Source organism: Blautia sp. NSJ-175 (assembly GCF_022867815.1).
GTDB classification, from domain to species: domain Bacteria; phylum Bacillota; class Clostridia; order Lachnospirales; family Lachnospiraceae; genus Blautia; species Blautia celeris.
On record NZ_JALIFQ010000014.1, the window covers coordinates 92,227 to 119,031 of the forward strand.

Here is a 26,805-nt window from a genome sequence, read left to right on the forward strand (position 1 = left end):
CCTGTTATTAAAGCTTAGATATAGGTATCCAAAAAAGTCAGGAGGAAAAGAGAATGAAAAATTGCAGTAAGTACAAGAGACAGTATTTCATGCCGCCGGTAAAATGTATGAAGTGGGCGGAAAAAGAGTATGTGGACAAAGCTCCCGTTTGGTGCAGTGTTGACCTGCGTGACGGCAACCAGGCACTTGTCATCCCCATGAATCTGGAACAGAAAGTGGAGTTTTTCAAACTTCTGGTGGAGATTGGATTTAAAGAGATAGAAGTGGGATTCCCGGCTGCTTCTGAAACAGAATATACATTCCTCAGAAAGCTGATCGAGGAAAACCTGATTCCGGATGATGTGACCATTCAGGTTCTGACTCAGGCCAGGGAACATATTATCAAGAAGACATTTGAGGCAGTAAAAGGAGCCAAAAATGTAATTGTTCATGTATACAATTCCACATCCCTTGCACAGCGTGAACAGGTGTTCAGAAAATCAAAGGAAGAAGTTCTGAAGATTGCAGTAGAAGGCGCTAAACTTTTAAAACAGCTCACAGAGGAAGCAGGAGAGAATTACCGCTTCGAGTACAGTCCGGAGAGCTTTACAGGAACTGAACCGGAATATGCGCTTGAGGTATGCAACGCAGTGCTTGACATCTGGCAGCCCACAGCCGACAGAAAGCCAATCATCAACCTGCCTGTAACAGTGGAGCATTCCATGCCCCATGTATACGCAAGTCAGATAGAATATATGTGTGAGAACCTGAAATACAGAGAAAACGTGATCGTATCCCTTCATCCGCACAACGACAGAGGATGTGGTGTGGCTGATTCTGAGATGGGACTTTTAGCAGGAGCTGACCGTATTGAGGGAACACTTTTCGGAAACGGCGAGAGAACCGGTAATGTGGACATCATTACCCTGGCCTTGAATATGTATTCCCAGGGTGTTGAACCGAATCTGGACTTTACCAATATGAGTGCAATCTGTGAAAAATACGAAGAGTTCACAGGAATGAAAATAAGCGAGAGAAGCCCATACTGCGGCGCGCTGGTTTTCGCAGCTTTCTCCGGTTCCCATCAGGATGCCATTGCAAAAGGCATGCACTGGCTGGATGAAAAGAAACCGGAACACTGGACTGTTCCCTATCTGCCCATTGATCCGAAAGATGTGGGAAGAAACTATGACGCAGACGTTATCCGTATTAACAGCCAGTCCGGCAAAGGCGGTGTAGGTTATATTCTGGAAACAAAATACGGCCTGAACCTGCCGGCTAAGATGCGGGAGGCCATGGGATATACAGCCAAGGCTGTCTCAGATCATACACAGAAGGAACTGCTGCCTGAGCAGATTTTCGAGCTGTTCAAAAAGACATTTGAGAACGTTACCTCTCCTCTGAAAATCCACAGTGTTCATTTCCAGCAGAAGGACGGCGGCATCACCACACAGGTGACATCCAGTTTTAACGGACGTGAGGTGACGATAGAGGCAGCCGGAAACGGACGTCTCAACGCAGTCAGCAACGCATTGAAAAAGGAATACGGGTTCCAGTATGATCTGATAACATATCAGGAACATGCATTGGAGCAGAGTTCCAGTTCCAAGGCCATTGCCTATGTGGGAATCCGCAAACCGGACGGCAGTCTTGCCTGGGGCGCAGGAGTGGATCCTGATATCATCAGGGCATCCATCGACGCGCTGGTGACAGCTATTAATAACAGATAAATATCAACAGGGCTGAATGAATATCGAAGGGTATTTGTTCAGTCCTGTTTCTTTATAAATACAGTGAAATCAGGCGGGTACAGAGGGGGAATAAATATAATAAAAGGATTATTGCTGCTGATACTATGCTCCATATGCCTTACAGCATGCAGCGGGGAAAGAAAATTAGAGATAAACACAGAAGAGATAACAAAGGACACCATTGTATCCTGTGAGGATGGAATGTTTTACGAATATATGCATTCTTATCCAGACATTCCGTCACTGGCCAGAGAAAGTGATGTGGTCGTTTATGCTGAGACAGCAGGTATAAGCTATTATATTGCCGGGGATGGTGTGTGCCGCACAAAAGCGGATATTAAAATTCTGCAGTCTTTCAAGGAAAATTATAAAAAAGGAACAAAAATTAAAATGATAAAAGATCAGGGGTATGCATCCGTAAAGGATTATATTGATTCTTTCAGAACAAAGGATGAGAGGAGAAGCTGCCGTCAAAAATATGAACAGTACAGTGATGAAGCACTAAAACACATTTATGTGCTGCAGATAGAGCAAGATGATATAATGCTGGAAACAGGTCAGAAAAGTATTTATTTTCTTCAGAAGTCTGCATATTACAATACGGATGGGACGTATGCCAGAATAAACGGGCCGGAAGGAGAGTATATGGAAACAGAGGAGGGGTATTTTGCAGAAGTAAAAACATTCTGTGATTACCGCAAAAGTATAGAGACAAGGGGAGATACCGGCACAGAGGAAGAGGAATACCAAGTTTTTACTTTGGATGAAATGGCATCTCAGATAAATGAATCAAAATAAGCATTTTCAAAATTGAGAGATCAATTTTTATGCCATCATTTTTAACATCATTTTCGCACATATGCAACAAAACAGGACTCAGCGGACACTTATAAAAAGAAGGGTAACGATTGCTGTGTATTTCAGAAAATGAGGTGAAATGATATGAAAAAAATAAAGGAAAAGAAGAGAGGCGGTATTTTTCTTTACACATTGGCATTATGTCTGGTACTGCTTACAGGGTGTTCCTCCATACAGAGACAAAGTGGCGGTGATAAAAGGACCGAACCGAGGGGAAATGTGTCTTCAGAGGTGGGAAATACATCCCGGGAGGACAACGAACCGGCTGCCCGGGAGTTTGAGATCACCGGGAAAGTGATCACAGCAGATGAGAACACCATACTGTTTTTACAGGATGGGGAAGAAAATGGTGGACTGGCCGACTTTGGCACAAGTGATGTCCTGTTTTATGACCAAGAAGGAACGGAATTAGAAGCAAAGGCACTCCGGCCGGGAATGCGCATCGCGCTTTCCGCAGCCGCTGACAGCACTTCTGTGGAGCGTTATCCGCTGGGAATCACAGGCGTTCACAAAGTCCGCGTTCTGGAACAGCAAAATGATGTGGTCGGCCTGTATCTTGACATCCTGAAGGCAGTCTACGGCGCAGACACGGCACTGAATGATAAGATCACCATAGCGGCTCTTGATCTGACAAAGGAAGAGAACCTTTCCAAACAGGAGAAGGAGGCCCTTCGATATCTTTTTTGGTCCTATTTGACAAATGCACAGGAAAGCCTGCCTGACGGCGGAAGTGGACATATAGATGTAATGCTGTCCACTTGGGAGGAACTGACGGAGGAAGGTTTGATCGATAAAGAAAACCTGGATTTTCCGGAAGGAATTCTGATAACCATAAAAGCAGGACAGATAAAAAATGACAGTTTCCGGTTTGATGTGGAAAAATGGCGTTCCGGTCTTGGTGCTATCGGGTATGACTCCTGCGAAGGGACATTTGAGGACGGCGCCGGAACTTACCGTCTGGGTGCGGCCTGGATATCATAAGCAGATAGAATAAAAGAAGATACAGATATTTCCACATTTTAGTGAAATAGAGGAAAAAAGCACGAAAAAGTGTATAAAATAACCATCAATAAATAAGATAATATTGTGAAGATTAGCTAAAAGACGCCCCGGCTTATTGACTTCCATTGCCCAATTATTTTATAATCCATATAATTCATGACATCAGAAACGGAACTGAGAGGTATCACTGGTGTCTATTCGAGATAAGAAAACAGGCAAAGGAAAAAGGTATGGACATTATTCGTACGATTGCGGCCGGATTTTTATTTTTGATCCGGAAGATATCTAAAAAGAGCCGGAGAACCTGTGCGCTGGTTATGACAGGGGCAGTGGTGATCGCTGCCGTGGCATTCACCTTCCATGGGCTTCATGCAGGCGGGAAAAATAATGTATATGCATCTGTGAGTGACGACAAAGATCCGCCTAACGATAAGGATGAGCCAGAGGAAGAACAGCTGTACGGTCTGGACGCAATTATTTCAGGCGTACTGATAAGTCAGGATACCCAGAGCGAAGTACATCGGCTCGGCACCTCCTGTGAGGCTGTGCTGGTAGGGCAGAGAACAGGAAAAAAGGTGCAGGAATCACATTTTGATTTCAGTGAAGAGACAGCCAGCAGTGTGGCTGAACTGGAGAATCATTCCATCGGCGCTTCTGAGAGTCTCCTCAGGATGACGGACCAGGATTATGAGACGCTTCTTAAAATTGTGGAGGCGGAAGCCGGCGGAGAGGATATCAAAGGCCGTATTTTGGTGGCAAATGTGATCTTCAACCGGGTGAAAAGCCCTGATTTTCCCAACAGTATTCACGATGTGGTGTGGGAGAATTCGGACGGAAGTCCCCAGTTTTCTCCTACGGTTGACGGCAGAATCGATACGGTCACCGTTTCAGAGGGGACCAGAGAAGCGGTCAACCGGGCGATAGACGGGGAGGATTACTCCCAGGGTGCACTGTTCTTCATGGAAGAGGCTTATGCGGAACAGCACAATATTAAATGGTTTAAAGAGGATTTAAAATTTTTATTCCAATATGGGGTACATGACTTTTTCACGTATCCGTAAAGAAGAAAGGACTTAAAAAAGATGGAGATTTTGTACAAGAGCACAAGAGGAACAGGGGAATGCGTAAAGGCATCCGAGGCAATTTTAAAAGGACTCTCAAAGGACGGCGGACTGTTCGTACCCACAAGTATTCCCAGGCTGGATATTCCCATGGAAAAATTGGCAGAGATGACTTACCAGGAGATCGCTTATGAGGTTATGAGCCGTTTTCTGACCGATTTTACAGAGGAAGAGTTAAAGGCATGTATTGCCAGAGCCTATGATTCCAAATTCGATACAGAGGAGATCGCCCCTCTGGTAAAGGCAGGCGGCGCATATTATCTGGAGCTGTTTCACGGAGCGACCATAGCGTTCAAGGATATGGCACTTTCCATCCTGCCCCATCTTTTGACCACCTCCGCAAAGAAAAATCATGTAAAAAATGAGATCGTTATCCTCACTGCCACATCAGGCGATACAGGTAAAGCAGCTATGGCCGGTTTCGCAGATGTGCCCGGTACAAGGATCATTGTCTTTTATCCCAAGAATGGTGTCAGCCCCATCCAGGAAAAACAGATGGTGACACAGAAGGGAAATAATACATATGTGGTGGGAATCACAGGCAATTTTGATGATGCCCAGACCGCAGTGAAAAAAATGTTCAATGACAAGGCCATGGAGGAGGAGCTTGACAAGGCAGGCTTCCAGTTCTCTTCTGCCAACTCCATCAATATCGGCCGTCTGGTGCCTCAGGTGGTGTACTATGTTTACGCTTACGTGAACCTTTTCAAGAACGGTGAGATAAAAGATGGTGAAAAAATTAACGTAACAGTGCCCACCGGAAACTTCGGAAACATCCTGGCAGCTTATTATGCCAAGAATATGGGCCTGCCGATCGATAAATTGATCTGTGCCTCCAATGAGAACAAAGTTCTCTTTGACTTTTTCTCTACCGGAAGCTATGATAGGAACCGTGACTTCATTCTGACCTCCTCTCCATCCATGGATATCCTTATATCCAGCAACCTGGAAAGGCTTATTTACCGCATTGCAGGGGAAAATGCGGACAAAAACCGGGAGATGATGGAGCAGCTTACCAAGGGCGGAACCTATCAGATCACAGAGGAAATGCGCGGCCAGCTTGCTGATTTCTATGGCAATTTTGCTACAGAGGAGGAGACTGCCCAGGCTATAAAGGCTCTTTATGAGGATACAGGCTACGTGATTGACACCCATACAGCGGTTGCTGCCTGTGTTTACGGAAAATACACAGATGAGACCGGAGATGAGACCAAGACGGTCATCGCCTCCACAGCCAGTCCGTTTAAATTCACAAGAAGCGTCATGAACGCCATTGACAGCAAATATGATGCCATGGGTGATTTCGAGCTGGTGGATGAATTGTCCAAAATTGCAAATGTGAAGGTTCCCAATGCCATTGAGGAGATCCGTACAGCCCCTGTTCTGCACGATACCGTGGTGGACGTTCCTGATATGCCTGCAGCAGTAAAAAATGTGCTCGGAATTTAAAAAATAAAAATTCTATAAAATGTAAAAAAATCGTCAAGAAAATACATTGTTAAAGTATTGACTTTTAAAAACTAACATGAGATAATAAATTGACTTTGAGATAAGATTAAGGAGGAAACCATATGTCAACAAAAGCATATTACCCAATCAACGAGATTGGAGCAGGCAAAACTGGCTTCAGCAAAACTCGTTCCATTATTGAAGCAGCATTCTATGGCAACAATGTTGTTAAGGTTAACACATTAAAAGAGGCATATGAATTAGCGAAGAACTCACCTGGAACAGTCGTTACAGATATGCCTGTTTATAGAGGCGAAGAGTTTGGTCTTGAGAGAGATGCTAAAGTTTTATTATTCAACGATGGTGCTATCACAGGACGTTATGCAGCAGCACGCCGTATTGCCGGAGAACCAGGTGTTGACTGCGCGGCTCTTGACAAAGTGGCTATGGATGCTATTTATGAAGCCCGCTGGAAAACCATGTACCATGCAGAGGTATATGTAGGTCTGGACCCGGAATTCATGGTAAAAGCTCACCTGCTGATTCCGGAAGGCGAAGAGAACATCATGTACTCCTGGATGCTGAACTTCCAGTATATGTCTGATGACTATGTAAAAATGTATAAAAATTCCCAGCCTGTAGGCGGCGGAAAAGAAGCAGATATTTTTATCTTCTCAGATCCTCAGTGGGCACCTGCAAGCCGTCCGGGCGTTGACTTCAGCTGCTTAAGCGATCCGCAGACTCTGTGCTACTTCAACACAGACCAGAACTGTGCTTGTATCCTTGGTATGAGATACTTCGGTGAGCACAAAAAAGGTACTCTTACCATGGCTTGGGCAATTGCCAACAGAAATGGTTATGCAGCATGCCACGGCGGACAGAAAGAATACACACTGGCTGACGGCTCCAAATACGTTGCTTCTGTATACGGTCTGTCAGGATCAGGTAAATCTACCATCACACATGCAAAACACAATGGCAAATACGAGATCAAGGTTCTGCATGATGATGCATTCATCATCAACACAGATACTTGTGCTTCCGTAGCGTTAGAGCCTACATACTTCGATAAAACTCAGGATTATCCTGCAGGATGCGATGACAACAAGTTCCTTCTGACATCTATGAATAACTCTGCTACATTAGACGAGGATGGAAACATCCAGCTTGTAACAGAAGATATCAGAAATGGTAACGGACGTGCGATCAAATCCAAACTGTGGGCACCGAACCGCGTTGACAAGATCGACGAGCCGGTTAACGCAATCTTCTGGATCATGAAAGACCCGACCATTCCGCCGGTAGTGAAATTAAAAGGTGCTTCTTTAGCATCTGTAATGGGCGCTACTCTGGCTACAAAACGTTCTTCAGCAGAGCGTCTTGCACCGGGCGTTGACCCGAATAAGCTGGTTGTTGTTCCTTACGCTAACCCGTTCAGAACATATCCGTTAGCTGATGACTACGAGAAATTCAAAAAACTGGTTGAAGAGAAAAATGTAGACTGCTACATCATCAACACAGGCGATTTCATGGGCAAGAAAGTACAGCCGAAAGATACTTTAGGTATCCTGGAAGCAATCGTAGAGAAGAAAGCAGACTTCAAACCTTGGGGACCGTTCTCCGATATCGAAATCTTCGATTGGGAAGGATTCGTTCCGGATATGAATGATGCAAGCTACGTTGATCAGCTCAGAGCTCGTATGAATGACCGTGTCAATGAGATCAAAGCTTTTGAGACAAAGAAAGATGGATATGACAAACTTCCTGCTGACGCTTTAGAGGCAATCCAGAAAGTTGTTGAAGAGCTGAAATAATTCAGTCTTGTAATAGAAATCTTGCGGACCGTCAGTGATGGCGGTCCGTTTTCCTGTTTCATACCCGGAGATATTCAAAGGTCCTCGGGCAGCGGAGAAAATATATGATGGATTTGGAATATGCAAAAGAAAGTTTCCGGCAATATCTCAATCATTACGACAGAAGCGACGATAAGATCATGCTGAAGGAGGTCCATACCTTCTGCGTCCTGGATGCAGCGGACTATATCTGCAGGGAAGAGAAGATTTCCAAGGAAGACCACGAACTGGCTCTTCTCATAGCTCTGCTTCACGATATCGGACGATTTGAACAGTTGAAGACCTTCCACAGCTATGACGACAATTTGTTTGACCATGCCGAGTTCGGCGTAAAGGTCCTCTTTGAGGACGGCATGATCAGGCAGTTTATCCGCGATGACAGGTATGACCCTATCATCAGGACAGCGATTGCCTGTCATTCCCTCTATGAAATACCAAAGGAAGTAGAGGGAAGGGAACTCCTGCACTGCAGGATCATCAGGGATGCGGATAAACTGGATAATTTCAGGGTAAAGGATACGGAGAAGGCTGAGGCCATCTTTGGCATTTCTGCAGAACAGGTAGGGCTTGAACCTGTCTCAGAAAACATCTTGAACGCCATAAGAGAACACCGCTGTATCCGGCGGGGGGAGAGAACCACGCATATGGATATGTGGATATCCTATCTGGCTTTTATCTTTGACTTAAACTTCCCTTCCAGTTTCCTTTACATTAAGAATCAGGACTACATGAACCGGAATATAGACCGCATTCCTTATGGGAATCCCAAGACAAAGGTAGATATGGAAGAAGTGCGTTCTATCTGTAATATTTATATTGAAGAAAAAATTTATTAAGTGTGTGCATTTTTGTTGAAAAAGTTCATATACTAGAGTATAATAAAGATACGAAGTAATCCTGGGGTGTGCGATGCTCCTACAGTTTTTGAACCTACATTTCTTTAAACGGGATTCCTATATTTCTGTTCAGATGTCAGGCCGTCATTGCGCAGCGGAAGGCAGAAGAACAGTTGCGGTTGCCCACCTGGCTTAGGCTAGGAGTCAGAAAGTAGGAAACGGCATCCTGGGATTATTAATATAACAGCAGGTTTGCTGATATATATGAATAGTGGACATTTGCAGCAGGAACGCCGCATTTGATGCGAGAGTCTGAAGAATCAGACTCTTTTTGTTTATAACAATAGGAACATGGACCCTCAGGGGAATGCGCAGTTGGCGCAGCAGGCAGATGACCGCACGCTTCGGCGCAGGAGTCCGGCAGGCAGGACTCATTGATATTAAATCATGAAAAACAGGAGATGAAGACATGGGAGTGACAAAAAAGAGCTTTGGAAAAAGTCCTGAAGGAAAAGATGTATTTCTCTATGAACTGAAAAATGAAAATGGTGTGGCAGCTTCTGTTACAGATTTCGGTGCCATACTGGTCAGCGTGATGGTTCCGGATAAAAATAAAAAGCTGACCGATGTGGTTCTTGGCTATGATACCGTGGAAGGGTATTATGAGAATAAACCTCATTTCGGTTCCCCCATCGGCAGGAACGGAAACCGTATCGGCGGAGCAAAATTCACCATTAACGGAAAAGAATATGTGCTGGCTCAGAATGACAACAAAAATAATTTACATAGCGGCCCGGATTTCTACCGTACCCGCGTATGGGATGTGGAAGAAGTAAAGGAGCAGGAGAACAGCATAACCTTCCGTATCTTCAGCCCGGACGGTGACCAGGGATTCCCCGGAAACTTTACCGGATATGTAACCTATAAGCTCACAGATGACAATGAGCTGGTTATGCATTATACGGGAAGTGCAGACGCGGATACTGTGGTGAACATGACAAACCATTCCTACTTTAACCTGGCAGGACATAATGCCGGAGCGGAGAGCATGCTGAATCATGTGGTTCAGATCCATGCACCGGAATTTACCCCGGTATCTGATTCCGAAGCTATTCCCACAGGGGAGATCCTGAAGGTGGAGGGCACACCCATGGACTTTACTTCTCCAAAGAAGATCGGACAGGATGTGGAGGCTGACTATGAACAGCTCATCTTCGGAGGCGGCTATGACCATAACTATGCACTTTGCAGGGAGAAGGGCGAGGTGAAAGAAGCAGCCGCTGCTCACAGTGATGAGACAGGCATTACCATGAAGGTGTTCACAGATCTTCCCGGCATGCAGTTCTACATCGGTAATTTCATCAACAACGAGAACGGAAAGGGAGGCAGTGTCTATACAAAGCGTGCCGGCTTCTGTATGGAGACGCAGTATTATCCCAATGCCTGCAATGAGGCTAATTTCCAGTCCTCTGTTCTGAAAGCCGGAGAGAAATACGATACTACCACAATTTATCAGTTTGTAACTGAAGCGTAGGCATAAAAAAGAAGACGGGCTGCCGCAGGCAGGCACGCCGGCGCCGGATTTCGGTGCGGACGGCCTTGGGGCAGCCCGTTTTCTGTCCCGTAAGAAGGCGGGGAAAATAAAAGAGACAACAGGAGGCAAAACATGGAGTCCAGATTATTGAGAAACAAATATTTCTTGTATGTAACAGAGTTTTTTTCCGGCATGTCTGTGATGGCTGTGGAACTGGGGGCAAGCAGGCTTATGGCGCCCTATTTCAGTTCTTCCCAGATCGTGTGGACCGTTATCATCGGAGTGATCATGATCGCAATGGCGATTGGAAATGTGTGGGGCGGACGCTCTGCGGACAAACGTCATGATCCGGACAGGCTGTACCGGAGGCTTTTGATCGCTGCCATATGGATCGCTTTGATACCGTTTGCCGGCAGATATCTGATCGCGGGGATATCCCTGCTTTTGGCAGTTTTTATAAAGTCTAATTTTCTGGTCTGGGCAGCGCTTTTTACCTGTCTGGCAATCTTCGCGTTTCCCTGTGTACTGCTGGGAACCGTGACACCGTCTCTGGTGAAGTTTTCCGTGAGTAATCTGGATGACAACGGAAAGACAGTGGGAGAGCTGGGCGCTTTAAACACCATCGGCAGTATTATCGGTACTTTTCTCCCTACATTTGTCACCATTCCGGCAGTGGGGACTGCAGCCACATTCCTGATATTTTCAGCGGTTCTGGCAGCTATCGCGGTGGTGTACTTTGTGACAGTCAAAAGAAAAAGAGGACTTTGTATCGGAACCGCTGTCGTGCTTCTCGTTTTGGCAGCGCTGACACCGGGATTCAGTTTCGCTTTCTGGGAGAAGGATGTGACACTGGAGGATGAGTCCATCTATAATTATCTGCAGGTAAAAGACAGTGAAGACCAGACGATTCTGTCCACCAATGTGCTTTTCGGCGTGCAGTCCATCAAGGCGAAGAACCGGGAACTGACAGGCATGTATTATGACTATGCGCTGGCAGCCCCGGTGATGGCAGGCATTCACACAAAAAAAGATAACAACGTGATGATACTGGGGCTTGGGAGCGGTACCTTTGCCGATTACTGTGACCGGTATTTTCCGGGAACCAAAATCCAGGGGGCAGAGATTGATGAGAAGATAGCGGATATCGCAACGGACTATTTCGGGCTGCCTGACAGTGTGGAAGTGGCAGTGGAGGATGGCAGAGCCTATCTGACAGCCTCTGAGGAAGCCTATGATGTGATCATGGTGGACGCCTACCAGGATATCACCATCCCTTTTCAGATGTCCTCTGTTGAATTTTTCAGCCAGGTGGAAAGCCATCTGAAGAAGAACGGGGTGATGGTGGTCAATATGAATATGAAATCCAGCTCCGAGGATTCCATCAATGACTATCTCTGTGATACCATAGCCTCTGTGTTCAAATATGTGTACACCGTGCCTGTGGACGGCGGAACCAATATGGAGGTCTTTGCCTCCAACGAGGCGGGTCTTCCGGAAATGCTTAAGAAAAACACGGAAAAACTTCCAGATGGAGAGCTAAAGGGCATGATGGAAACCGTATCGGCTGAACTTACCGGATATGAGGGAAAAGACAGGATACTGACCGATGACAAGGCACCTGTAGAGCTTCTGGGAATGAAAGTCTTAGATGAGATCATAGGGGAAGAACTGGATTATTACAGGGAACTGTATCTGGGATAAGCCGGAAAATTTCTCAAAGGGTATGAAATCTTTTCTTCTTTCATATATTAATATATGGACTGGAAGCAGAAATTAAAATGGAAAATGCTGATCATACTGCTTGCCGTAATCGGAATCGTGATTGTATGGCAGGCAAACAGAGCGGGAGTGAGAAGACAGGAAAGTTACCGGACGCAGAGCCTGCAGGAAAATATGATAAAAGAAAATGAGCGGGCCAGCGCCGGTCTGACTCTGCCGGCATCCTCCCAGAACCATGCAGAAGCAGAGGAAAACGGACAGGAGAGTGCTGCAGAAACTGCAGACACAGATTCTCAGGCTGATGATACAGAGCAGGATGACAGTCAGCCTGCCGAAACACCAAAGAGTGAATCGGCAGCGGCGGCTGTACAGGAACCCAGGATTTCCGTACTGCTTATGACAGACGGATATAAGGGATATACACACCAGAGTGTAAGTCTGCAGTTTCATGGCAGTTATCATCTTCAGGGAAGCCAGGAAATGGATTATGCAGACGGTGAGACCTTGGAGCTGACCGCGGACAGTTCTCTTTTTAAGGATGGAAAGCTGGAGCTTCGGGCAGACGGAGAGGAAAACAGGGCAACCCTGCTGTCAGTGGAAAGACAGCAGGGTAATCCTGCCTACAGGGGCGATTTTACGGTCTATCAGGAGCAGGGAGGTCTGCGCCTTGTGAATACTCTGCCTTTGGAGGAATATCTGTACGGTGTGGTACCCAGTGAAATGCCGGCGTCCTACGACAAGGAAGCCCTGAAAGCCCAGGCAGTCTGCGCCAGAACGTACGCCTGTGTGCAGATGCAGAAAAGCGCGCTGTCGGATCTGGGGGCCCAGGTGGATGACAGTGTAGCCTATCAGGTCTATCAAAACGGCGGGGAGGCTGCCGAGGCCAATGCTGCTGTGGATGAGACAAAAGGAGAGATCCTGGAAAGCAATGGTCAGCCGATCACCGCCTATTATTTCTCCACATCCAGCGGAAAAACCAGCACGGATGAGGTGTGGGAGGTTTCCGCTCCTGCCTCCTACCTAAAAAGCGTGGACTGCAGTTATGACGCACAGGAGCCGTGGCATCAGTGGAGCATCTCCTTTTCCCGGGAACGCCTGCTGGAAGCCGTACAGACAAAATACGCGGGGGTAAAGGAAATACATGGGATTGATGTGGAGAAGACAGGAGACAGCGGTGTTGTCATGAGCCTGGCATTGGACACAGATCAGGGAGTCTACAATATCAGCAATGAGTACGATATACGTGCCCTGCTGTCCCCGGACGGACTGTCCATAACAAGGCAGGACGGCTCTGTGGTGAAGGGCTCCAATCTTCTTCCCAGCGCGTATTTTACACTGGAGGAACAGAGGGATGAAAATAATGTTCTTACAGGTTATGTGATAAAGGGCGGCGGTTACGGTCACGGCGTAGGCCTGAGCCAGAACGGTGCAAAAGGAATGGCAGAAGCGGGAATGGGTTACCGGGAGATACTTGCATACTTTTACCAGGATGTTGAGCTGGCTGACATCAGCAGCATTCTGTGAAACTTGTCATCCGAAGGGGCACATGCTATAATGGGAAAATAATGCAGAATTTACATGCGGGTGCAGATAAAATGAAGATACTAAAAAGTGTGGTGCGCACAGTCACCGGATTTATGGAAAATATGAATAAGAACCACGTGTCAGCCTACTCTGCACAGGCTGCTTATTTTATCATACTTTCCTTTATCCCATTTATGCTCCTTCTCATGACTTCTGTGCGGTATACGCCCCTTAACAGACAGGAAGTGATCAATGCGGTAATGCAGATCTGCCCCGAGAGCTTTGAGACCTTTATCCAGGGCATAGTCAATGAAGTGTATGAGAAATCCCTGACTGTTGTCCCTCTCTCCGGTGTCATTGCCCTGTGGTCCGCAGGCAAAGGAATCCAGTCGCTTACCAATGGATTCAACTGTATTTATCAGGTAAAAGAGACCAGGAATTATATTGTGACAAGAATACGGTCTGTATTTTACACCCTTGTCTTTGTCATTGCCATTATACTGACGCTGATCCTTCAGGTCTTCGGCAACAGTCTGCAGAGGGAGCTGAGCAAGCACCTGCCGTTTCTCGACAAGCTGGTGTCCATGATCATCAGCATGCGAGTGACCATCACCCTGCTGGCCCTGTGTGTGGTGTTCCTCTTTCTGTATAAATTTGTGCCAAACAGGAAGGCTACCTTCCGAAGCCAGATGCCCGGGGCGGTGTTTACGGCAGTGAGCTGGTCTGCATTTTCCTTCGGATTTTCCCTTTATTTTGATTATTATGAGGGAACGTCGAACATGTACGGAAGCATGACCACCATCATACTGATCCTTTTGTGGATGTACTTCTGTATGAATATCATGATGATCGGCGCACAGATCAACTGCTATTTTGAGGAAAAATTCAAATGGGTGCATCAGGTGGCAACGGAAACCCTTAAAAGGGAATATCAGCAGTTAATAGGAAGGGATGACGAGGAAGAAGAGGGAGAAACAGAGGATTCTGTAAAGAAATCGGAAGAAAAAGACAGAAAAGCTGACAAACCTTCTTGACAGATTGCAGATTAATGGCTAAAATGGTTTACAGACAATACATGAAAAAGGCTGTGAAGGTGTCAGTAGATGTTTATCTTCTGTCAGAGATGAGGAGTCACCGGCTGCAAGCTCCTCTCAGTTCAGATAACCATTGAGATTCCCACCGGAGCCGCATTTCTGAAGCAGCAGTAGGAAATGCCGTCACTGTGCGTTAAACAGATATGAGTGCCCACTGTAATTTTGACAGATGGGAACAAGGGTGGTACCACGGACTTTACAGGCTTCGTCCCTTTCGGGCGGGGTCTTTTTTTATTGTCAGAAATAAAATCATAAGGAGATAACCATGAAAGAAAAATTACAGCGGATTCAGGAAGAAGCTGCAAAGCGCATCCAGGAGTCGGATTCCCTGGACAAATTAAACGATGTACGTGTTGCTTTCCTTGGAAAAAAAGGAGAGCTGACAGCAGTTTTAAAGGGTATGAAAGAGGTAGCTGCTGAGGACAGGCCGAAGGTCGGACAGTGGGTAAATGAGACACGTGCCCAGATTGAAAAGCATCTGGAAGACACAAAAGTAAAGCTGGAAGCAGCCGTTATGGAAGAAAAACTGAAAGCAGAAGTGATCGATGTTACTCTTCCGGCTAAGAAAATGGAAATCGGCCACAGACATCCCAACACCATAGCGCTGGAGGAAGTGGAGCGTATCTTCATCGGTATGGGCTATGAAGTGGTGGAAGGCCCGGAAGTGGAGTACATGGACTACAACTTCACAAAACTGAACATTCCGGAGGGACATCCTGCAAGAGATGAACAGGATACCTTCTTCATTGATGATAAGATCTGCCTGCGTTCCCAGACTTCCCCGGTACAGGCGCGTACCATGGAAAAGGGAAAACTGCCCATCCGTATGATCGCACCGGGACGCGTGTTCCGTTCCGACGAGGTGGATGCAACCCATTCTCCTTCCTTCCACCAGATTGAAGGACTTGTCATTGACAAACACATTACCTTTGCAGACTTAAAAGGAACGCTGGAAGAATTTGCAAAAGAGCTGTTCGGACCGGAGACAAAGACAAAATTCCGTCCCCATCATTTCCCGTTCACAGAGCCGAGCGCAGAGGTGGATGTCTCCTGCTTCAAATGCGGAGGCAAAGGCTGCCGTTTCTGTAAAGGCTCCGGCTGGATCGAGATTCTGGGCTGCGGCATGGTACATCCTCATGTTCTTGAGATGTGCGGCATTGATCCGGAAGAATACACAGGCTTCGCCTTTGGTGTGGGACTGGAGCGTATTGCACTGCTGAAATATGAGATTGATGATATGAGACTTCTGTACGAAAACGACACCAGATTCCTGAAACAGTTCTGATCGCGGAGAAGAAAATGATCAGGAGATCCTGAGGCAGAATAATAATTATAGAGGAGAACAACAATGAATACATCTTTATCATGGATTAAAATGTATGTGCCGGATCTGGACGTTACGGCACAGGAATATACAGATGCAATGACCTTATCCGGAACCAAAGTGGAAGGCTTTGAGAAGCTGGATGCGGATTTGGATAAAATCGTCATCGGACAGATTGAGAAGATCGAACGCCATCCGGACGCGGACAAGCTGATCATCTGCCAGGTCAATGTGGGAACAGAGACAGTTCAGATCGTGACCGGTGCGCCGAATGTAAAAGAGGGTGACAAGGTTCCTGTCGTTCTGGACGGAGGCCGTGTCGCAGGCGGTCACGACGGCAAAAAGACACCGGGCGGTGTTTTGATCAAAAAAGGGAAACTGCGCGGCATTGAGTCCTGCGGCATGATGTGCTCCATTGAGGAGCTGGGTTCCACCAGGGAATTTTATCCGGAAGCTCCGGAATACGGTATTTACATTTTTCCGGAGGACGCTGTGGTCGGTGAGAGTGCTATTCACGCGCTGGGTCTGGATGACGTGGTATTTGAATATGAGATCACTTCAAACCGTGTGGACTGTTACAGTGTGATCGGTATTGCAAGGGAGGCAGCAGCAACTTTCAATAAGAAATTCATTCCTCCGGCTGTGGAAGTAAAAGGAAATCAGGAGGACGCCCATGATTACATCAAGGTGACCGTGGAAGATAAGGATCTGTGCCCGCGTTACTGCGCAAGGGTGGTAAAGAATGTTAAGATCGGCCCTTCACCAAAATGGATACAGCGCTGCCTGGCGGCAAACGGTATCCGTCCGATCAACAATCTGGTGGATATCACCAACTATGTGATGGAAGAATACGGACAGCCCATGCACGCCTACGATATGGATACGATTGAGGGACAGGAGATCATTGTGCGCCGCGCTTCTAAGGATGAGAAGTTTGTGACACTGGACGGACAGGAACGTGTTCTGGATGATTCCGTGCTGATGATCTGCGACGGCAGAAAGCCGGTGGGAATTGCAGGTATCATGGGAGGAGAGAACTCCATGATCACAGACAGCGTAAGTACGGTATTATTTGAGGCTGCCTGCTTTGACGGTGTAAATATCCGCCTTTCCAGCAAGAAAGTGGGACTCAGGACAGATGCCTCCGGCAAATTCGAGAAGGGCCTTGATCCCAACAATGCGCAGGCAGCCATTGACAGAGCCTGCCAGTTGATTGAAGAGTTTGGCTGCGGTGAAGTTGTGGGCGGAATGGTTGATGTGTATGCAAAAGTGAAAGAGCCGGTCCGTGTTGCATTTGAGCCGGAGAAAATAAACGATCTGCTGGGTACAGAACTTTCCAGGGAGGAAATGCTCTCCTATCTTGCAAAAGTGGAGCTGGCATATGACGAGAAGACAAATGAGATCGTAGCGCCTACTTTCCGCGCGGATATTTTCCGTACCGCGGACATTGCGGAGGAAGTGGCACGTTTCTACGGATACGACAATATTCCTACCACACTTCCTAAGGGAGAAGCTACCACGGGCAAACTGCCGTTTAAGCTGCGTATTGAGCAGGTTGCGAGAGATATGGCAGAGTGCAACGGATTTTCACAGGGATACTGCTATTCCTTTGAAAGCCCCAAGGTATTTGACAAGCTGCTGATCCCGGCAGAGGATGCGCTTCGTAAAGTGATCACCATTTCCAATCCTTTAGGCGAAGATTTCAGCATTATGAGAACCACACCGCTGAACGGTATGCTCCAGTCTCTGGGAACAAACTATAAGAGAAGAAATAAAGATGTGCGTCTCTATGAGCTGGGCAATGTATATCTGCCGAAGGAACTGCCCCTTAAGGATCTGCCGGAGGAGAGAATGATGTTCACTCTCGGCATGTACGGTGCCGGTGACTTCTTTGCCATGAAAGGTGTTGTGGAGGAATTCCTGGATAAGATCGGAATGCATGAGAAAGAGGAATATGACCCGAAATCAGGCAAACCGTTCCTGCATCCCGGACGCCAGGCTGACATCATCTACAAGGGAACCGTGATCGGCTATCTGGGTGAGGTACACCCGGCTGTAGCGGACACCTACGGCATTGGCGAGAGAGCTTATGTTGCAGTGCTGGAGATTCCGGCTATTCTGGAGTTCGCAACTTTTGACAGGAAATACGAAGGAATCGCCAAATTCCCTGCAGTGAGCCGCGATATCAGTATGGTAGTGCCGAAACACGTACTGGCAGGAGAGATTGAGCATGTACTTGTACAGCGCGGCGGCAAGATTCTGGAGAGTTACAAACTCTTCGATATCTATGAGGGAAGCCAGATCAAAGACGGATTCAAGTCACTGGCATACTCTGTAACCTTCCGTGCAAAAGATAAGACACTGGAGGAGGCTGAGATCACAGCAGCCATGAAGAAAATCTTAAACGGGCTTGAGGGCCTTGGAATAGAACTGCGTAAATAAGACAAAGCGCGGTTTGCAGAAATTTTAGGAGAGCAGGTAATATGAAGCTTTATATTATCCGTCACGGGGAAACCTCCTGGAATGTCCAGAGAAGGCTTCAGGGGGCCTCTGACACGGATTTGAATGAAAACGGCATTACTCTGGCAAAGCGGACAGGGGAGGCTTTAAAAGAAATTCCCTTTGACCTCTGCTTTACCAGCCCGTTAAAACGGGCTAAAATGACTGCAGAACTGATACTGGCCGGAAGGAATATCCCCATATACGACGATGAACGTCTCCGGGAAATCTCCTTCGGCGAATGGGAAGGGCGGGATTCCGCCCTTTTGCCTGCCCATATGCTGGATAATTTTTTCCACCATACAGAGGTGTATGAGCCTCCGAAGGGTGGGGAGAGTATCAGGGAAATCTGCACAAGGACAAAGGACTTTTTCCAGGAGCTTATATGCAGGGAAAAACTGCAGGATAAAACACTGCTCATTGCGTCCCACGGATGCGCCGTGCGGGCACTTTTACAGAATGTCTATCCGGATGCGGAGATCAGAAATTTCTGGCATGGCTGTGTTCCGCCAAACTGCGGCGTAAATATTGTGGAGGTCGCAGACGGAAGGGCAGAGCTTTTGGAAGAGGATGTTGTATTTGGCTGACAGGGATAAAGGAGAAAAAATGAAGACATCAGATTTTTATTATGATCTGCCGGAGGAACTGATCGCGCAGGACCCTCTTGCCGACCGTTCCGCTTCCAGGCTGCTGCATCTGGACCGGGAAACAGGAGAGATCGAGCATACGGATTTTAAACATATCACCAGGTACCTGAACCCGGGAGACTGCCTTGTCATCAATGACACGAAGGTCATTCCCGCCCGTCTGTACGGAAGCAAGGTGGGAACCGATGCAGGGATTGAGATACTGCTTCTGAAAAGAAAAGGCGACAATGTGTGGGAGACACTGGTAAAGCCCGGAAAAAAGGCAAAACCGGGCACGGTCATCCGTTTCGGTGACGGACTTCTCACAGGGGAAGTCATTGATGTGGTGGAGGAGGGAAACCGTCTGATCAAATTCAGTTATGAAGGGATTTTTGAGGAAATCCTGGATAAGCTGGGTGAGATGCCTCTTCCCCCGTATATCACCCACAAGCTGGAGGATAAAAACAGATACCAGACCGTTTACGCGAAGAAGGAAGGGAGTGCCGCAGCGCCTACCGCAGGCCTTCATTTTACGGAGGAGCTGCTTGAGGAGATACGGCAGATGGGCGTCAATATTGCCCATGTCACACTGCATGTAGGGCTTGGAACCTTCCGCCCGGTAAAAGTAGATGATGTGGAGAAGCATCATATGCATTCGGAATTCTACGTGGTGGAGGAAGACCAGGCAGAACTGATCAATGAAACCAGAAAAAACGGCGGCAGGATCATTTCCGTGGGAACTACAAGCTGCAGAACCCTGGAATCCGCCGCGGATGAGAACGGAAACCTTCAGGCAAAAAGCGGATGGACAGAGATCTTTATCTATCCGGGGTATCAGTTTAAGATCATTGACGGACTGATCACCAATTTCCATCTGCCGGAATCTACACTGCTGATGCTCGTCTCGGCTTTGGCGGGGAAAGAGAATATTATGAAGGCTTATGAGGAAGCGGTGAAGGAGAGGTATCGGTTCTTTTCGTTTGGAGATGCGATGATGATTTTGTAGAGTGATTCACTACAAAATAGCGATACAACAGATTATGGAGATATGAAGAAAGCCAGGGGTGATTAAACCTCTGGCTTTTCTTTGTAGATGAACGTATGAGATAATCCGTTGCGGAATGTAATAGAGTGAACGGCTCCGTCTTTGAAAACGATGTTGTCTATGATGCTGCTGAGAAAAGAATCAAGGACCTCTGGAGAAACGGTAGCACTCAGCGATTGAAAGCTGACGTAATTTCGGTCAGTGAGCTTCTGGGAGAGTATGAAGTTGCTTGCCTTGGCGATAAATTCATCATCAGTGATAGACTGTTGCAGGCTGTCTTCTGATGCCAGGAACGCCAACTTGTCCTCGACTTCTTCCAGGGAGTCCGAAAGCTGAATCTTCTGAGTGAGGTATTCGGATTCCGACATGGCTTTTTCGGAATAGAGAAACAGCTTGTTCAGACGGTCAATAGCTCTCTCCAGACGGATTTTTTCCTTTTTGAGCTTCGATAGCTGCAACGGCGGCTCAGAGTCTGTTTTGATTTTGACGTCTTTTCCGAAAACTTCGCCTTTGACAGTGCCGGTGCGGAGCGTATGAAACAGATCCTGTAATCCGTCCGGGGCAATGGCAACCACTGGGGAGAAGGTATCGCCAGAGAGTAGCTGCTGTTCCAGTTTCTGTATGCTCGTTTCCGGAGAGAACGCCTTTTGAGCGTTGAGCATATTGAGAATGTAGTTGAAGACGAACTCGCCAATGATTGGGTCTGAGGTAGATTTTCCAGTACACCACAGCTTACTTTTTCGGTGTGTAGGGCAGAAGTAGAGAGAATAGCGTCTGCCGGTAGTCTTCTTTACGGTGGAAATGGAACTCGTCATAGGTTGACCGCAATTTCCACAGATGAGCAGGCCGGAGAAAATGTGCGTGTATTTGCTCTTGCCACTCTTACGAAATGATTTGAGCCTGCGGTTGGATTCCAGGAGTGCAAGGATACGTTCTTTCTGTTCTCGGCTTACGATGGCCGGGTGGTGGTCTTTCACGGTAATCCATTCGGATTTATCCTTAGGACGTTGCCGGTCCCCTTCCTTAAGGCGGTTGTACTGGTAATCGCCGCAGTAGAATACGCTGCGAAGAATAATATCCAGAGAGACAGGAGACCAGTCATTACCGGCACGAGTCCGGTAGCCATGTTCGTTCAGATACCGGGCCAGGTAAACCAGGGAGCGGAGTTCTTCGTATTTGTCATGAATCAGATGGGCGATGTTGTACTCGTCGGAGTTGAAGCTGAAAGCCTGTTCCTCCGGGTCATAATCGTAGCCGTAAGGAATACGTCCGCCGTTCCACTGCCCGTTGCTGGCTCTGGAAATCATAGTGGCAGTGACACGTTCCGAGGTCATGTTACGCTCCAACTCCGCAAAGACAAGGATAATTTTGAGCATCGCTTCTCCCATAGCCGTACTGGTGTCGAATTGCTCGTTTTTCGAGACAAAGGTAACGCCCAGGTTTTTAAGCTCCTGGTACATCTCTGCAAAGTCCAGAAGGTTTCTGGAGATGCGGTCAATCTTCCAGACCAGCAGATGCGTGTACGTGCCGGTCCGAAGCTGAGACATCATTTTCTGAAATTCTGGCCGGATGGTATTTTTGCCAGAGTACCCGGCATCCTCGAAGATTGTCACATCGTCAGTGTTCAGTATCAGCTTGGCGTAGGCAATCAAATCTTGACGCTGCATAGGCAGAGAGTCCCTGTCGATCTGATGCAGTGTAGAGACTCGTATGTAGATAGCCACTTTTGCGTGAGTGGCAGCACTGTTTGAAATCATATTTTTCCTCCAAAAATACGCCGTCCCATTACAGAACGGCGCATGTTCATTTCTACGCCCTTTTAGTCGGGCAATTCAATATTACATCCCTTAATCCGGCAAAATCCGTTATGTAAGGTTTTAGAGCTTTCAGCGAATTAAGAGAAATATTTTTCTGGTTGGGCTTTTGCTCGTTGAGCACATAGGTAGGCAACACATAGAACTCCCAGTATTCCAGGGCAAGCGGCGAGACGTCTTTTGTCAGTGCTTTGTAAAGGCAAAAAACGTAGAGGTCAGAATGACGCTTGACGCCCGGAGAATATCCGGCTTTCGGGTCCCAGGCTCTGTGAGGTGCTATGCTGAACTGTATATGCTCGTGGTACGCTTCATCCCAGGATTGGAGATAAGAAGCGGATTTGACTTCGATTCGCTGTCCGGTAGGACTGGTCAAATCAAAGGGGAGCCAATCAGTTCGCATTTTCGAATCGGGGGGGGTAATAACGCACTGTGTACTATGTATTCTGCAAGTACGCCCCGGTCTGTGTTGTTGAGCAGATCACTGTAAGCCCAGGACCAGAAATCTACTACCGACAAGCCGGTGTCTTCCCCATGAAAAGTAAATTTGTTATTGGATGTTAATTGCTCCATGCAGGAATCCTCCCTTCGCAGAGAGAGGCTATGCCATGGATGTTGCCGCCAAGAGCAAAGACCAACGCCCGGCGGCAGTCGGTGTCTGTCAGAATATCGGAATAGGTATGGACCAACGGCAAGAACTCACGAACCGAAAGTGAGAGTTTCTTCCGCAGGTGTGCTATTTTGTTGATGGTTCCGGCAGACAGCGATGCAGGCCCTTCCTCCAGAGAAGAACAGAAGGAAGAGAGATAGAGCAGTAGAGCCGCAGCATCACAATTCAGTTGTTCTTCGGTCCGGGCCAGGAAAAAGCATTTCTTTGAGTCCATAAGCCCTCCTGTCCGGTATCATCTGAAACGACGATACCAATCTAAACGGATAATCTTTTTTCACCGTCAAGGTATTTCTTGCTTTCCTCAAGAGCTTTGAGGTAGCCCTTCATTTCCCCTTTAAATTCATAACGCTTTTCTGTTGGCAGAGCCTTGTAAATACTCAGCAGCTCCTTCTCATCATCGGTGTAAGTTTCGGTCTGGACGTCAGTGTAAGCAGATTCTTTTCCGGTCAGAATGTAGTCGGTAGAGACGTGCAGAAACCGGGCAATGTCTGCGATGTATTTAGCTGGCGGCAGAGTGTTTCGAGCCTTCCAGGTAGAGTAGGAAGACTGGTTAATGCCAAGAAATTTGCACAGTGCATAAGGCGTTTGCTCCCTCTGTTCGAGAACTGTTTCGATTCTGTCGATTGCTTCCATGTAGCACCTCCGTAAAATAATTCGAGAAATCGAAGAAAAACTCTTTACAAATTCGAGTTTTCGAGCTACAATACAATCACAAGCTACAAATGATTCGCAAATGGGAAGTGCTAAATCGCATAAGTAGTTTGTGATTGCGTATGTAGTGTACGTTTGTACCGTTAAATTGTATCATTTTACTTCGAGAAAGTAAACTACATATGCAAAAATCCATCAGAAAGGAGGAAAAGCATAATGCAGGGCAATATCACTGACTGGGGCAAGGAAGTTAAGAAGGGTCTGATTGAACGAGGCTGGTCTATCAACGATTTGGCTGAGAGAATCGGCAAGTCAAGAACCAGGGTATCCGGAGTTGTGAATGGCCGGATTTACTCGGATTCGATTGCAAGTGCAATCAGTGACCTTCTCAATATCGAAAAGGCATCAGCGTCCATGAAAGAAGCAACCAGAGATTGGTGTATGGATGCAAGAAAAGCCATGATTGACCTGGATATGAACACAGGGGAGCTGGCTGAGAAGACTGGCTACTCTACACAATATCTGAATGCAATTATCTGTGGCAGATGCTATTCGCCGCCGGTTATGAAAGTGATAAGCGGTGCACTCGGAATCCAGGAATATCAAGGGAAACAGGATTCCTCTAAGGACAGTTAAATTGTAACAGGAAAGATGGTGTGAAGAAATGGGAAGAGGCCCTACGAAAAGCAATGAAAATGTATATTTTGTTGCCAGAAAAAAGGCGGCAATGTACAACGAAAGGCTATACTCCAGAGAAGGTGCGGCGGAGCTGCTTGGTATATCTGTTTCGACACTCGCAGACTATGAGCTTGGAAATACGAAGGTAGTTCCGGTAGACAAGGTGGTTCTCATGGCGGACCTCTATAATGCACCGGAGCTGAAAACCGGGTATTGCAAGCATGAATGCCCGATATGCAGTTATCTCCCGGTTGCAACAGAGGCGAAAGGCCTGGAAGGGATAGCCCTTCGGCTGATGAAGAGGCTGGATTGTGATGAGCTGAACCGCATCAAAAAAGAACTTGTAGACATTACGGAAGATGGAATCATCGATGAAACGGAGAAGCCGGAGCTGAAAAAGATCCTGGCTTTTTTAGATGAAGTTGCGGAGTCCATCAGCGAACTGAAAATCGTAGGCGAGAAGTTTTTGAAGAAGGTGTGAGTATGGATGTGCAAAAAATGCTTGAAATTCTGAAAAGAGATTACGGAATCGAAAGCAAAGAGGAACTGATAGAAAGATTTGAGTCCAGCAAGGGGATCAACATCGGAATTTTCACTGAACGGAGGCAGACAGCATGAGAAGCAGAGTTATGAGACGTAGGATGCACAGGGTTCTGTGGAAGAAACTGAGCAGAATCTACGCAGTGGATATGGCAGAAGTTCTGGGCTGGATAGAATACATAAGCATCACGGGAATTTTCCAGTGCTTTTGTATTGTGATGGCTTGTGAGCAGAGAGGCAGGGTAGCTTTTGGAGGAGAGTATTTGATTCTTCCGGCGGCGATACTTGCAAGACTGTGGATTCCAGAAATGATACAGAGTGTGACCGGTGTTCTGGAGATGCCGGATGAGGAAGAGGATAATGTGTGAGATATGCGGACAGGATCCTTGCCATCCGAGATGCCCGAATGCTCCGGAACCGAAAGAGGTTCATATCTGTTCGGAGTGTCTGGAAGGAATTTATCCGGGCGACAGATTCTATGAGAGCTGCGGAAGTTATGTGTGCGAGGAGTGCCTAAAAGGCATGACGATTGATGAAATATTTGAATTACTGGGCGAGAGCCTGGAAGAAGCATAGGAGGTAGGATATGGGACAGATGACCGTAGAACAGTGGTACGGCACGATAAAAACCGGACTGACGAAGAAGCTGACCGAAAACAAAGAAGCGTTACCGGCCGGCTTTAATCAGCAGAGATTCATTCTGAATTGCATTACGGTAATCCAGGATATGATGAAAGACGATAAGAAGAAAGCACAGTTGGAGAAAATCAACCCGGAAACTATCCCGGTTTGCCTGGCAAAAGCGGCATATCTGGGACTGGATTTTTTTAATGGAGAGTGTTACGCAATCCCGTATGGCGGAAACCTCACTTTTCAAACTGATTACAAAGGCGAGATCAAATTGTGCAAGCGGTACAGCAAAAATAAGATTAAAGACATTTTTGCGAAAGTAGTACGACAGGGCGATTTCTTCATGGAAGAGGTAGATGGAGGCAAACAGAATGTGAAGTACAGACCGAAGCCGTTTTCCAATGAACAGATGATTGGAGCATTCGCTATTGTGGTTTTTGAAGATGGTTCGATGATGTATGACACGATGAGTTCGGAAGACATCGAAAATGTCAGAAACACATACTCTAAAGCAAAAGACAGCCAGGCATGGAAAAGCAGCACTGGTGAGATGTACAAGAAAACGGTATTGAGAAGATTGTGCAAGTTGATTGATTTGGACTTTGACAATATAGAGCAGCAGAAAGCCTACGAAGATGGTGGGGATGCGGTATTCAATCAGCAGTCCCTTCCGGGAGCAACAACAGGACAGGCGTTGTTGCCGGAGAATGATAAGCCGGTAGACGCTTTTGCAGCGATGAAAGCCCAGAAGCAGGCAGAGCCGGTTATTGACGGAATGGTTTTGGAAGAGGCGTAGGAGGTAGTGGCATATGGTTTTGACGGCAGAGAATTATTATAGCAAAGAAGCGAACGAGAAGTATATGAGTGTGTCCCAGTATAAGGATTTCGCAGGAACATACGGAAAGATGGCGTGTGAATTTTCGGCCATTGAGAAGCTGGAAGAACGGTGGGCACAGAAAAAGACCACGCCGCTTCTGGTAGGTTCCTACGTGGATTCCTACTTTGAAGGAACACTCGAAGAGTTCAAGAAAGAGAATCCGGAAGTGTTCACTCAGAATGGCGAGCTGAAAGCAAATTATAAGCAGGCAGAGAGAATCATCGCCAGAATGGAGAGAGACCCACTGTTCATGCAGTATATGAGCGGAGAAAAGCAGGTCATTATGACCGGAGAGCTGTTCGGGGCAGAATGGAAAATCAAAATTGACAGCTTCGTGAGAGGAGTCGCGATTACGGACCTTAAGGTTATGGAATCGATCACTAAACTGAAGTGGGTAAAAGACATCGGCTATTTAGATTTCGTGCGGTATTGGGGTTACGATATCCAGGGTGCGATATACCAGGGAATCGTGTACCAGAACACCGGAGAGAGACTGCCATTCTACATTGCGGCCGGAACGAAGGAAAAAGAGCCAAACATCGAAGTGATTCATGTAACACAGAATTATCTCGATGAAGCGAAACACATGGTAGAAATGAATATGCCGAGAATCCTTAGAGTGAAGAACGGAGAGGCTGAACCGGACAGATGCGAGATGTGCGATTGTTGTAGGCATACAAAGGTTTTGAAGAGACCGATTTCAATTACGAACCTGGTAGCCGGAATTTAGGCGG

At 47.0% G+C, this 26,805-nt stretch carries 25 protein-coding genes, 1 other RNA gene and 1 other annotated feature; of the genes, 23 read left to right on the forward strand and 3 right to left on the reverse strand.

What is annotated here, in order from left to right:
• Positions 1 to 53: 53 nt before the first annotated feature.
• The 16 genes from MUB35_RS20235 to queA all read left to right on the forward strand — a co-directional run bounded on the left by MUB35_RS20235 (position 54) and on the right by queA (position 20,175).
• Complete coding sequence (locus MUB35_RS20235) at positions 54 to 1,709, forward strand: 2-isopropylmalate synthase (protein ID WP_033140394.1); 1,656 nt, start codon at positions 54 to 56, stop codon at positions 1,707 to 1,709.
• Between the two features lie 222 nt (positions 1,710 to 1,931).
• Positions 1,932 to 2,528 carry a hypothetical protein gene (locus MUB35_RS20240; protein WP_244806721.1) on the forward strand — a complete coding sequence of 199 codons (597 nt, stop codon included), beginning with the start codon at positions 1,932 to 1,934 and terminating at the stop codon, positions 2,526 to 2,528.
• A gap of 144 nt (positions 2,529 to 2,672) precedes the next feature.
• On the forward strand, positions 2,673 to 3,569 hold the full coding sequence (locus MUB35_RS20245) for a hypothetical protein (RefSeq protein WP_033140392.1): 897 nt from the start codon (positions 2,673 to 2,675) through the stop codon (positions 3,567 to 3,569).
• Between the two features lie 251 nt (positions 3,570 to 3,820).
• Positions 3,821 to 4,651 (forward strand): cell wall hydrolase, encoded by an 831-nt coding sequence (locus MUB35_RS20250; RefSeq protein ID WP_081960216.1) that lies wholly within the window; start codon positions 3,821 to 3,823, stop codon positions 4,649 to 4,651.
• A gap of 21 nt (positions 4,652 to 4,672) precedes the next feature.
• Positions 4,673 to 6,160, forward strand: coding sequence for a threonine synthase (gene thrC / locus MUB35_RS20255; RefSeq protein WP_244806722.1), 1,488 nt, complete (start codon positions 4,673 to 4,675; stop codon positions 6,158 to 6,160).
• Between the two features lie 122 nt (positions 6,161 to 6,282).
• Entirely contained in the window at positions 6,283 to 7,974 is a 1,692-nt protein-coding gene (locus MUB35_RS20260) for a phosphoenolpyruvate carboxykinase (ATP) (protein WP_033140390.1), read from the forward strand.
• Between the two features lie 104 nt (positions 7,975 to 8,078).
• On the forward strand, positions 8,079 to 8,849 hold the full coding sequence (locus MUB35_RS20265) for an HD domain-containing protein (RefSeq protein ID WP_244806723.1): 771 nt from the start codon (positions 8,079 to 8,081) through the stop codon (positions 8,847 to 8,849).
• Positions 8,850 to 8,904: 55 nt separating this feature from the next.
• Positions 8,905 to 9,086: non-coding RNA, 6S RNA (gene ssrS / locus MUB35_RS20270), on the forward strand.
• A 232-nt stretch (positions 9,087 to 9,318) separates the two neighbouring features.
• Positions 9,319 to 10,383, forward strand: a complete 1,065-nt coding sequence (locus tag MUB35_RS20275; RefSeq protein WP_148391502.1) for an aldose epimerase family protein — start codon at positions 9,319 to 9,321, stop codon at positions 10,381 to 10,383.
• 132 nt (positions 10,384 to 10,515) lie between these two features.
• A complete protein-coding gene (locus tag MUB35_RS20280) occupies positions 10,516 to 12,084 on the forward strand; it encodes a spermidine synthase (protein WP_033140388.1) in 1,569 nt (522 codons plus the stop codon).
• 84 nt (positions 12,085 to 12,168) lie between these two features.
• Complete coding sequence (locus tag MUB35_RS20285) at positions 12,169 to 13,626, forward strand: SpoIID/LytB domain-containing protein (RefSeq protein WP_244806724.1); 1,458 nt, start codon at positions 12,169 to 12,171, stop codon at positions 13,624 to 13,626.
• A 71-nt stretch (positions 13,627 to 13,697) separates the two neighbouring features.
• Positions 13,698 to 14,660, forward strand: a complete 963-nt coding sequence (locus tag MUB35_RS20290) for a YihY/virulence factor BrkB family protein (protein ID WP_148391500.1) — start codon at positions 13,698 to 13,700, stop codon at positions 14,658 to 14,660.
• A 44-nt stretch (positions 14,661 to 14,704) separates the two neighbouring features.
• Positions 14,705 to 14,936, forward strand: a binding site (T-box leader).
• A 49-nt stretch (positions 14,937 to 14,985) separates the two neighbouring features.
• Positions 14,986 to 16,005 (forward strand): phenylalanine--tRNA ligase subunit alpha, encoded by a 1,020-nt coding sequence (pheS, locus tag MUB35_RS20295; RefSeq protein WP_033140387.1) that lies wholly within the window; start codon positions 14,986 to 14,988, stop codon positions 16,003 to 16,005.
• 63 nt (positions 16,006 to 16,068) lie between these two features.
• On the forward strand, positions 16,069 to 18,486 hold the full coding sequence (gene pheT, locus MUB35_RS20300) for a phenylalanine--tRNA ligase subunit beta (RefSeq protein ID WP_244806725.1): 2,418 nt from the start codon (positions 16,069 to 16,071) through the stop codon (positions 18,484 to 18,486).
• Positions 18,487 to 18,527: 41 nt separating this feature from the next.
• Positions 18,528 to 19,130 (forward strand): histidine phosphatase family protein, encoded by a 603-nt coding sequence (locus MUB35_RS20305; RefSeq protein ID WP_033140385.1) that lies wholly within the window; start codon positions 18,528 to 18,530, stop codon positions 19,128 to 19,130.
• A gap of 19 nt (positions 19,131 to 19,149) precedes the next feature.
• The gene (gene queA, locus MUB35_RS20310; RefSeq protein ID WP_244806726.1) at positions 19,150 to 20,175 is read left to right on the forward strand and encodes a tRNA preQ1(34) S-adenosylmethionine ribosyltransferase-isomerase QueA; all 1,026 of its coding nucleotides are present in this window, start codon (positions 19,150 to 19,152) and stop codon (positions 20,173 to 20,175) included.
• Between the two features lie 62 nt (positions 20,176 to 20,237).
• Here the strand turns inward: queA and MUB35_RS20315 are convergent, their stop codons facing one another.
• The 3 genes from MUB35_RS20315 to MUB35_RS20325 all read right to left on the reverse strand — a co-directional run bounded on the left by MUB35_RS20315 (position 20,238) and on the right by MUB35_RS20325 (position 23,328).
• The gene (locus MUB35_RS20315) at positions 20,238 to 21,971 is read right to left on the reverse strand and encodes a recombinase family protein (RefSeq protein WP_244806727.1); all 1,734 of its coding nucleotides are present in this window, start codon (positions 21,969 to 21,971) and stop codon (positions 20,238 to 20,240) included.
• A 614-nt stretch (positions 21,972 to 22,585) separates the two neighbouring features.
• A complete protein-coding gene (locus MUB35_RS20320) occupies positions 22,586 to 22,909 on the reverse strand; it encodes a hypothetical protein (RefSeq protein ID WP_244806728.1) in 324 nt (107 codons plus the stop codon).
• Between the two features lie 41 nt (positions 22,910 to 22,950).
• The gene (locus MUB35_RS20325; RefSeq protein ID WP_118005616.1) at positions 22,951 to 23,328 is read right to left on the reverse strand and encodes a helix-turn-helix domain-containing protein; all 378 of its coding nucleotides are present in this window, start codon (positions 23,326 to 23,328) and stop codon (positions 22,951 to 22,953) included.
• 234 nt (positions 23,329 to 23,562) lie between these two features.
• Between MUB35_RS20325 and MUB35_RS20330 the strand changes: the two genes are divergently transcribed.
• Genes MUB35_RS20330 through MUB35_RS20355 form a run of 7 tightly spaced genes read left to right on the forward strand, consistent with a single transcriptional unit; the run spans position 23,563 to position 26,801 of the window.
• Positions 23,563 to 23,982, forward strand: a complete 420-nt coding sequence (locus tag MUB35_RS20330) for a helix-turn-helix domain-containing protein (protein ID WP_064786182.1) — start codon at positions 23,563 to 23,565, stop codon at positions 23,980 to 23,982.
• A gap of 28 nt (positions 23,983 to 24,010) precedes the next feature.
• Positions 24,011 to 24,505 (forward strand): helix-turn-helix domain-containing protein, encoded by a 495-nt coding sequence (locus tag MUB35_RS20335; protein ID WP_118617110.1) that lies wholly within the window; start codon positions 24,011 to 24,013, stop codon positions 24,503 to 24,505.
• A gap of 2 nt (positions 24,506 to 24,507) precedes the next feature.
• A complete protein-coding gene (locus tag MUB35_RS30520; protein WP_255779299.1) occupies positions 24,508 to 24,642 on the forward strand; it encodes a hypothetical protein in 135 nt (44 codons plus the stop codon).
• Positions 24,639 to 24,932 (forward strand): hypothetical protein, encoded by a 294-nt coding sequence (locus tag MUB35_RS20340; RefSeq protein WP_173878298.1) that lies wholly within the window; start codon positions 24,639 to 24,641, stop codon positions 24,930 to 24,932. The genes MUB35_RS30520 and MUB35_RS20340 overlap by 4 nt, the downstream gene beginning before the upstream one ends.
• Positions 24,910 to 25,140: a hypothetical protein gene (locus MUB35_RS20345; protein ID WP_118315513.1), complete on the forward strand. Its 231-nt coding sequence runs from the start codon at positions 24,910 to 24,912 to the stop codon at positions 25,138 to 25,140. The genes MUB35_RS20340 and MUB35_RS20345 overlap by 23 nt, the downstream gene beginning before the upstream one ends.
• A 10-nt stretch (positions 25,141 to 25,150) precedes the next feature.
• Positions 25,151 to 25,990, forward strand: coding sequence for a RecT family recombinase (locus MUB35_RS20350; RefSeq protein ID WP_226973273.1), 840 nt, complete (start codon positions 25,151 to 25,153; stop codon positions 25,988 to 25,990).
• Positions 25,991 to 26,003: 13 nt separating this feature from the next.
• Positions 26,004 to 26,801 carry a PD-(D/E)XK nuclease-like domain-containing protein gene (locus MUB35_RS20355; RefSeq protein WP_244806729.1) on the forward strand — a complete coding sequence of 266 codons (798 nt, stop codon included), beginning with the start codon at positions 26,004 to 26,006 and terminating at the stop codon, positions 26,799 to 26,801.
• Positions 26,802 to 26,805 lie beyond the last annotated feature (4 nt).

Bases quoted from the DNA above. Each gene is read 5' to 3' on its own strand.
- MUB35_RS20235 (WP_033140394.1), top strand. From the start codon at position 54: ATGAAAAATTGCAGTAAGTACAAGAGACAGTATTTCATGCCGCCGGTA.
- MUB35_RS20290 (WP_148391500.1), top strand. From the start codon at position 13,698: ATGAAGATACTAAAAAGTGTGGTGCGCACAGTCACCGGATTTATGGAA.
- MUB35_RS20355 (WP_244806729.1), top strand. From the start codon at position 26,004: ATGGTTTTGACGGCAGAGAATTATTATAGCAAAGAAGCGAACGAGAAG.
- MUB35_RS20325 (WP_118005616.1), bottom strand. From the start codon at position 23,328: ATGGAAGCAATCGACAGAATCGAAACAGTTCTCGAACAGAGGGAGCAA.
- MUB35_RS20330 (WP_064786182.1), top strand. From the start codon at position 23,563: ATGCAGGGCAATATCACTGACTGGGGCAAGGAAGTTAAGAAGGGTCTG.
- pheT (WP_244806725.1), top strand. From the start codon at position 16,069: ATGAATACATCTTTATCATGGATTAAAATGTATGTGCCGGATCTGGAC.
- MUB35_RS20260 (WP_033140390.1), top strand. From the start codon at position 6,283: ATGTCAACAAAAGCATATTACCCAATCAACGAGATTGGAGCAGGCAAA.
- MUB35_RS30520 (WP_255779299.1), top strand. From the start codon at position 24,508: ATGGATGTGCAAAAAATGCTTGAAATTCTGAAAAGAGATTACGGAATC.
- MUB35_RS20240 (WP_244806721.1), top strand. From the start codon at position 1,932: ATGTTTTACGAATATATGCATTCTTATCCAGACATTCCGTCACTGGCC.
- MUB35_RS20280 (WP_033140388.1), top strand. From the start codon at position 10,516: ATGGAGTCCAGATTATTGAGAAACAAATATTTCTTGTATGTAACAGAG.
- pheS (WP_033140387.1), top strand. From the start codon at position 14,986: ATGAAAGAAAAATTACAGCGGATTCAGGAAGAAGCTGCAAAGCGCATC.
- MUB35_RS20305 (WP_033140385.1), top strand. From the start codon at position 18,528: ATGAAGCTTTATATTATCCGTCACGGGGAAACCTCCTGGAATGTCCAG.
- MUB35_RS20275 (WP_148391502.1), top strand. From the start codon at position 9,319: ATGGGAGTGACAAAAAAGAGCTTTGGAAAAAGTCCTGAAGGAAAAGAT.
- MUB35_RS20265 (WP_244806723.1), top strand. From the start codon at position 8,079: ATGATGGATTTGGAATATGCAAAAGAAAGTTTCCGGCAATATCTCAAT.
- MUB35_RS20345 (WP_118315513.1), top strand. From the start codon at position 24,910: ATGAGGAAGAGGATAATGTGTGAGATATGCGGACAGGATCCTTGCCAT.
- MUB35_RS20335 (WP_118617110.1), top strand. From the start codon at position 24,011: ATGGGAAGAGGCCCTACGAAAAGCAATGAAAATGTATATTTTGTTGCC.
- MUB35_RS20320 (WP_244806728.1), bottom strand. From the start codon at position 22,909: ATGGACTCAAAGAAATGCTTTTTCCTGGCCCGGACCGAAGAACAACTG.
- MUB35_RS20245 (WP_033140392.1), top strand. From the start codon at position 2,673: ATGAAAAAAATAAAGGAAAAGAAGAGAGGCGGTATTTTTCTTTACACA.
- MUB35_RS20340 (WP_173878298.1), top strand. From the start codon at position 24,639: ATGAGAAGCAGAGTTATGAGACGTAGGATGCACAGGGTTCTGTGGAAG.
- queA (WP_244806726.1), top strand. From the start codon at position 19,150: ATGAAGACATCAGATTTTTATTATGATCTGCCGGAGGAACTGATCGCG.
- thrC (WP_244806722.1), top strand. From the start codon at position 4,673: ATGGAGATTTTGTACAAGAGCACAAGAGGAACAGGGGAATGCGTAAAG.
- MUB35_RS20285 (WP_244806724.1), top strand. From the start codon at position 12,169: ATGCTGATCATACTGCTTGCCGTAATCGGAATCGTGATTGTATGGCAG.
- MUB35_RS20315 (WP_244806727.1), bottom strand. From the start codon at position 21,971: ATGATTTCAAACAGTGCTGCCACTCACGCAAAAGTGGCTATCTACATA.
- MUB35_RS20350 (WP_226973273.1), top strand. From the start codon at position 25,151: ATGGGACAGATGACCGTAGAACAGTGGTACGGCACGATAAAAACCGGA.
- MUB35_RS20250 (WP_081960216.1), top strand. From the start codon at position 3,821: ATGGACATTATTCGTACGATTGCGGCCGGATTTTTATTTTTGATCCGG.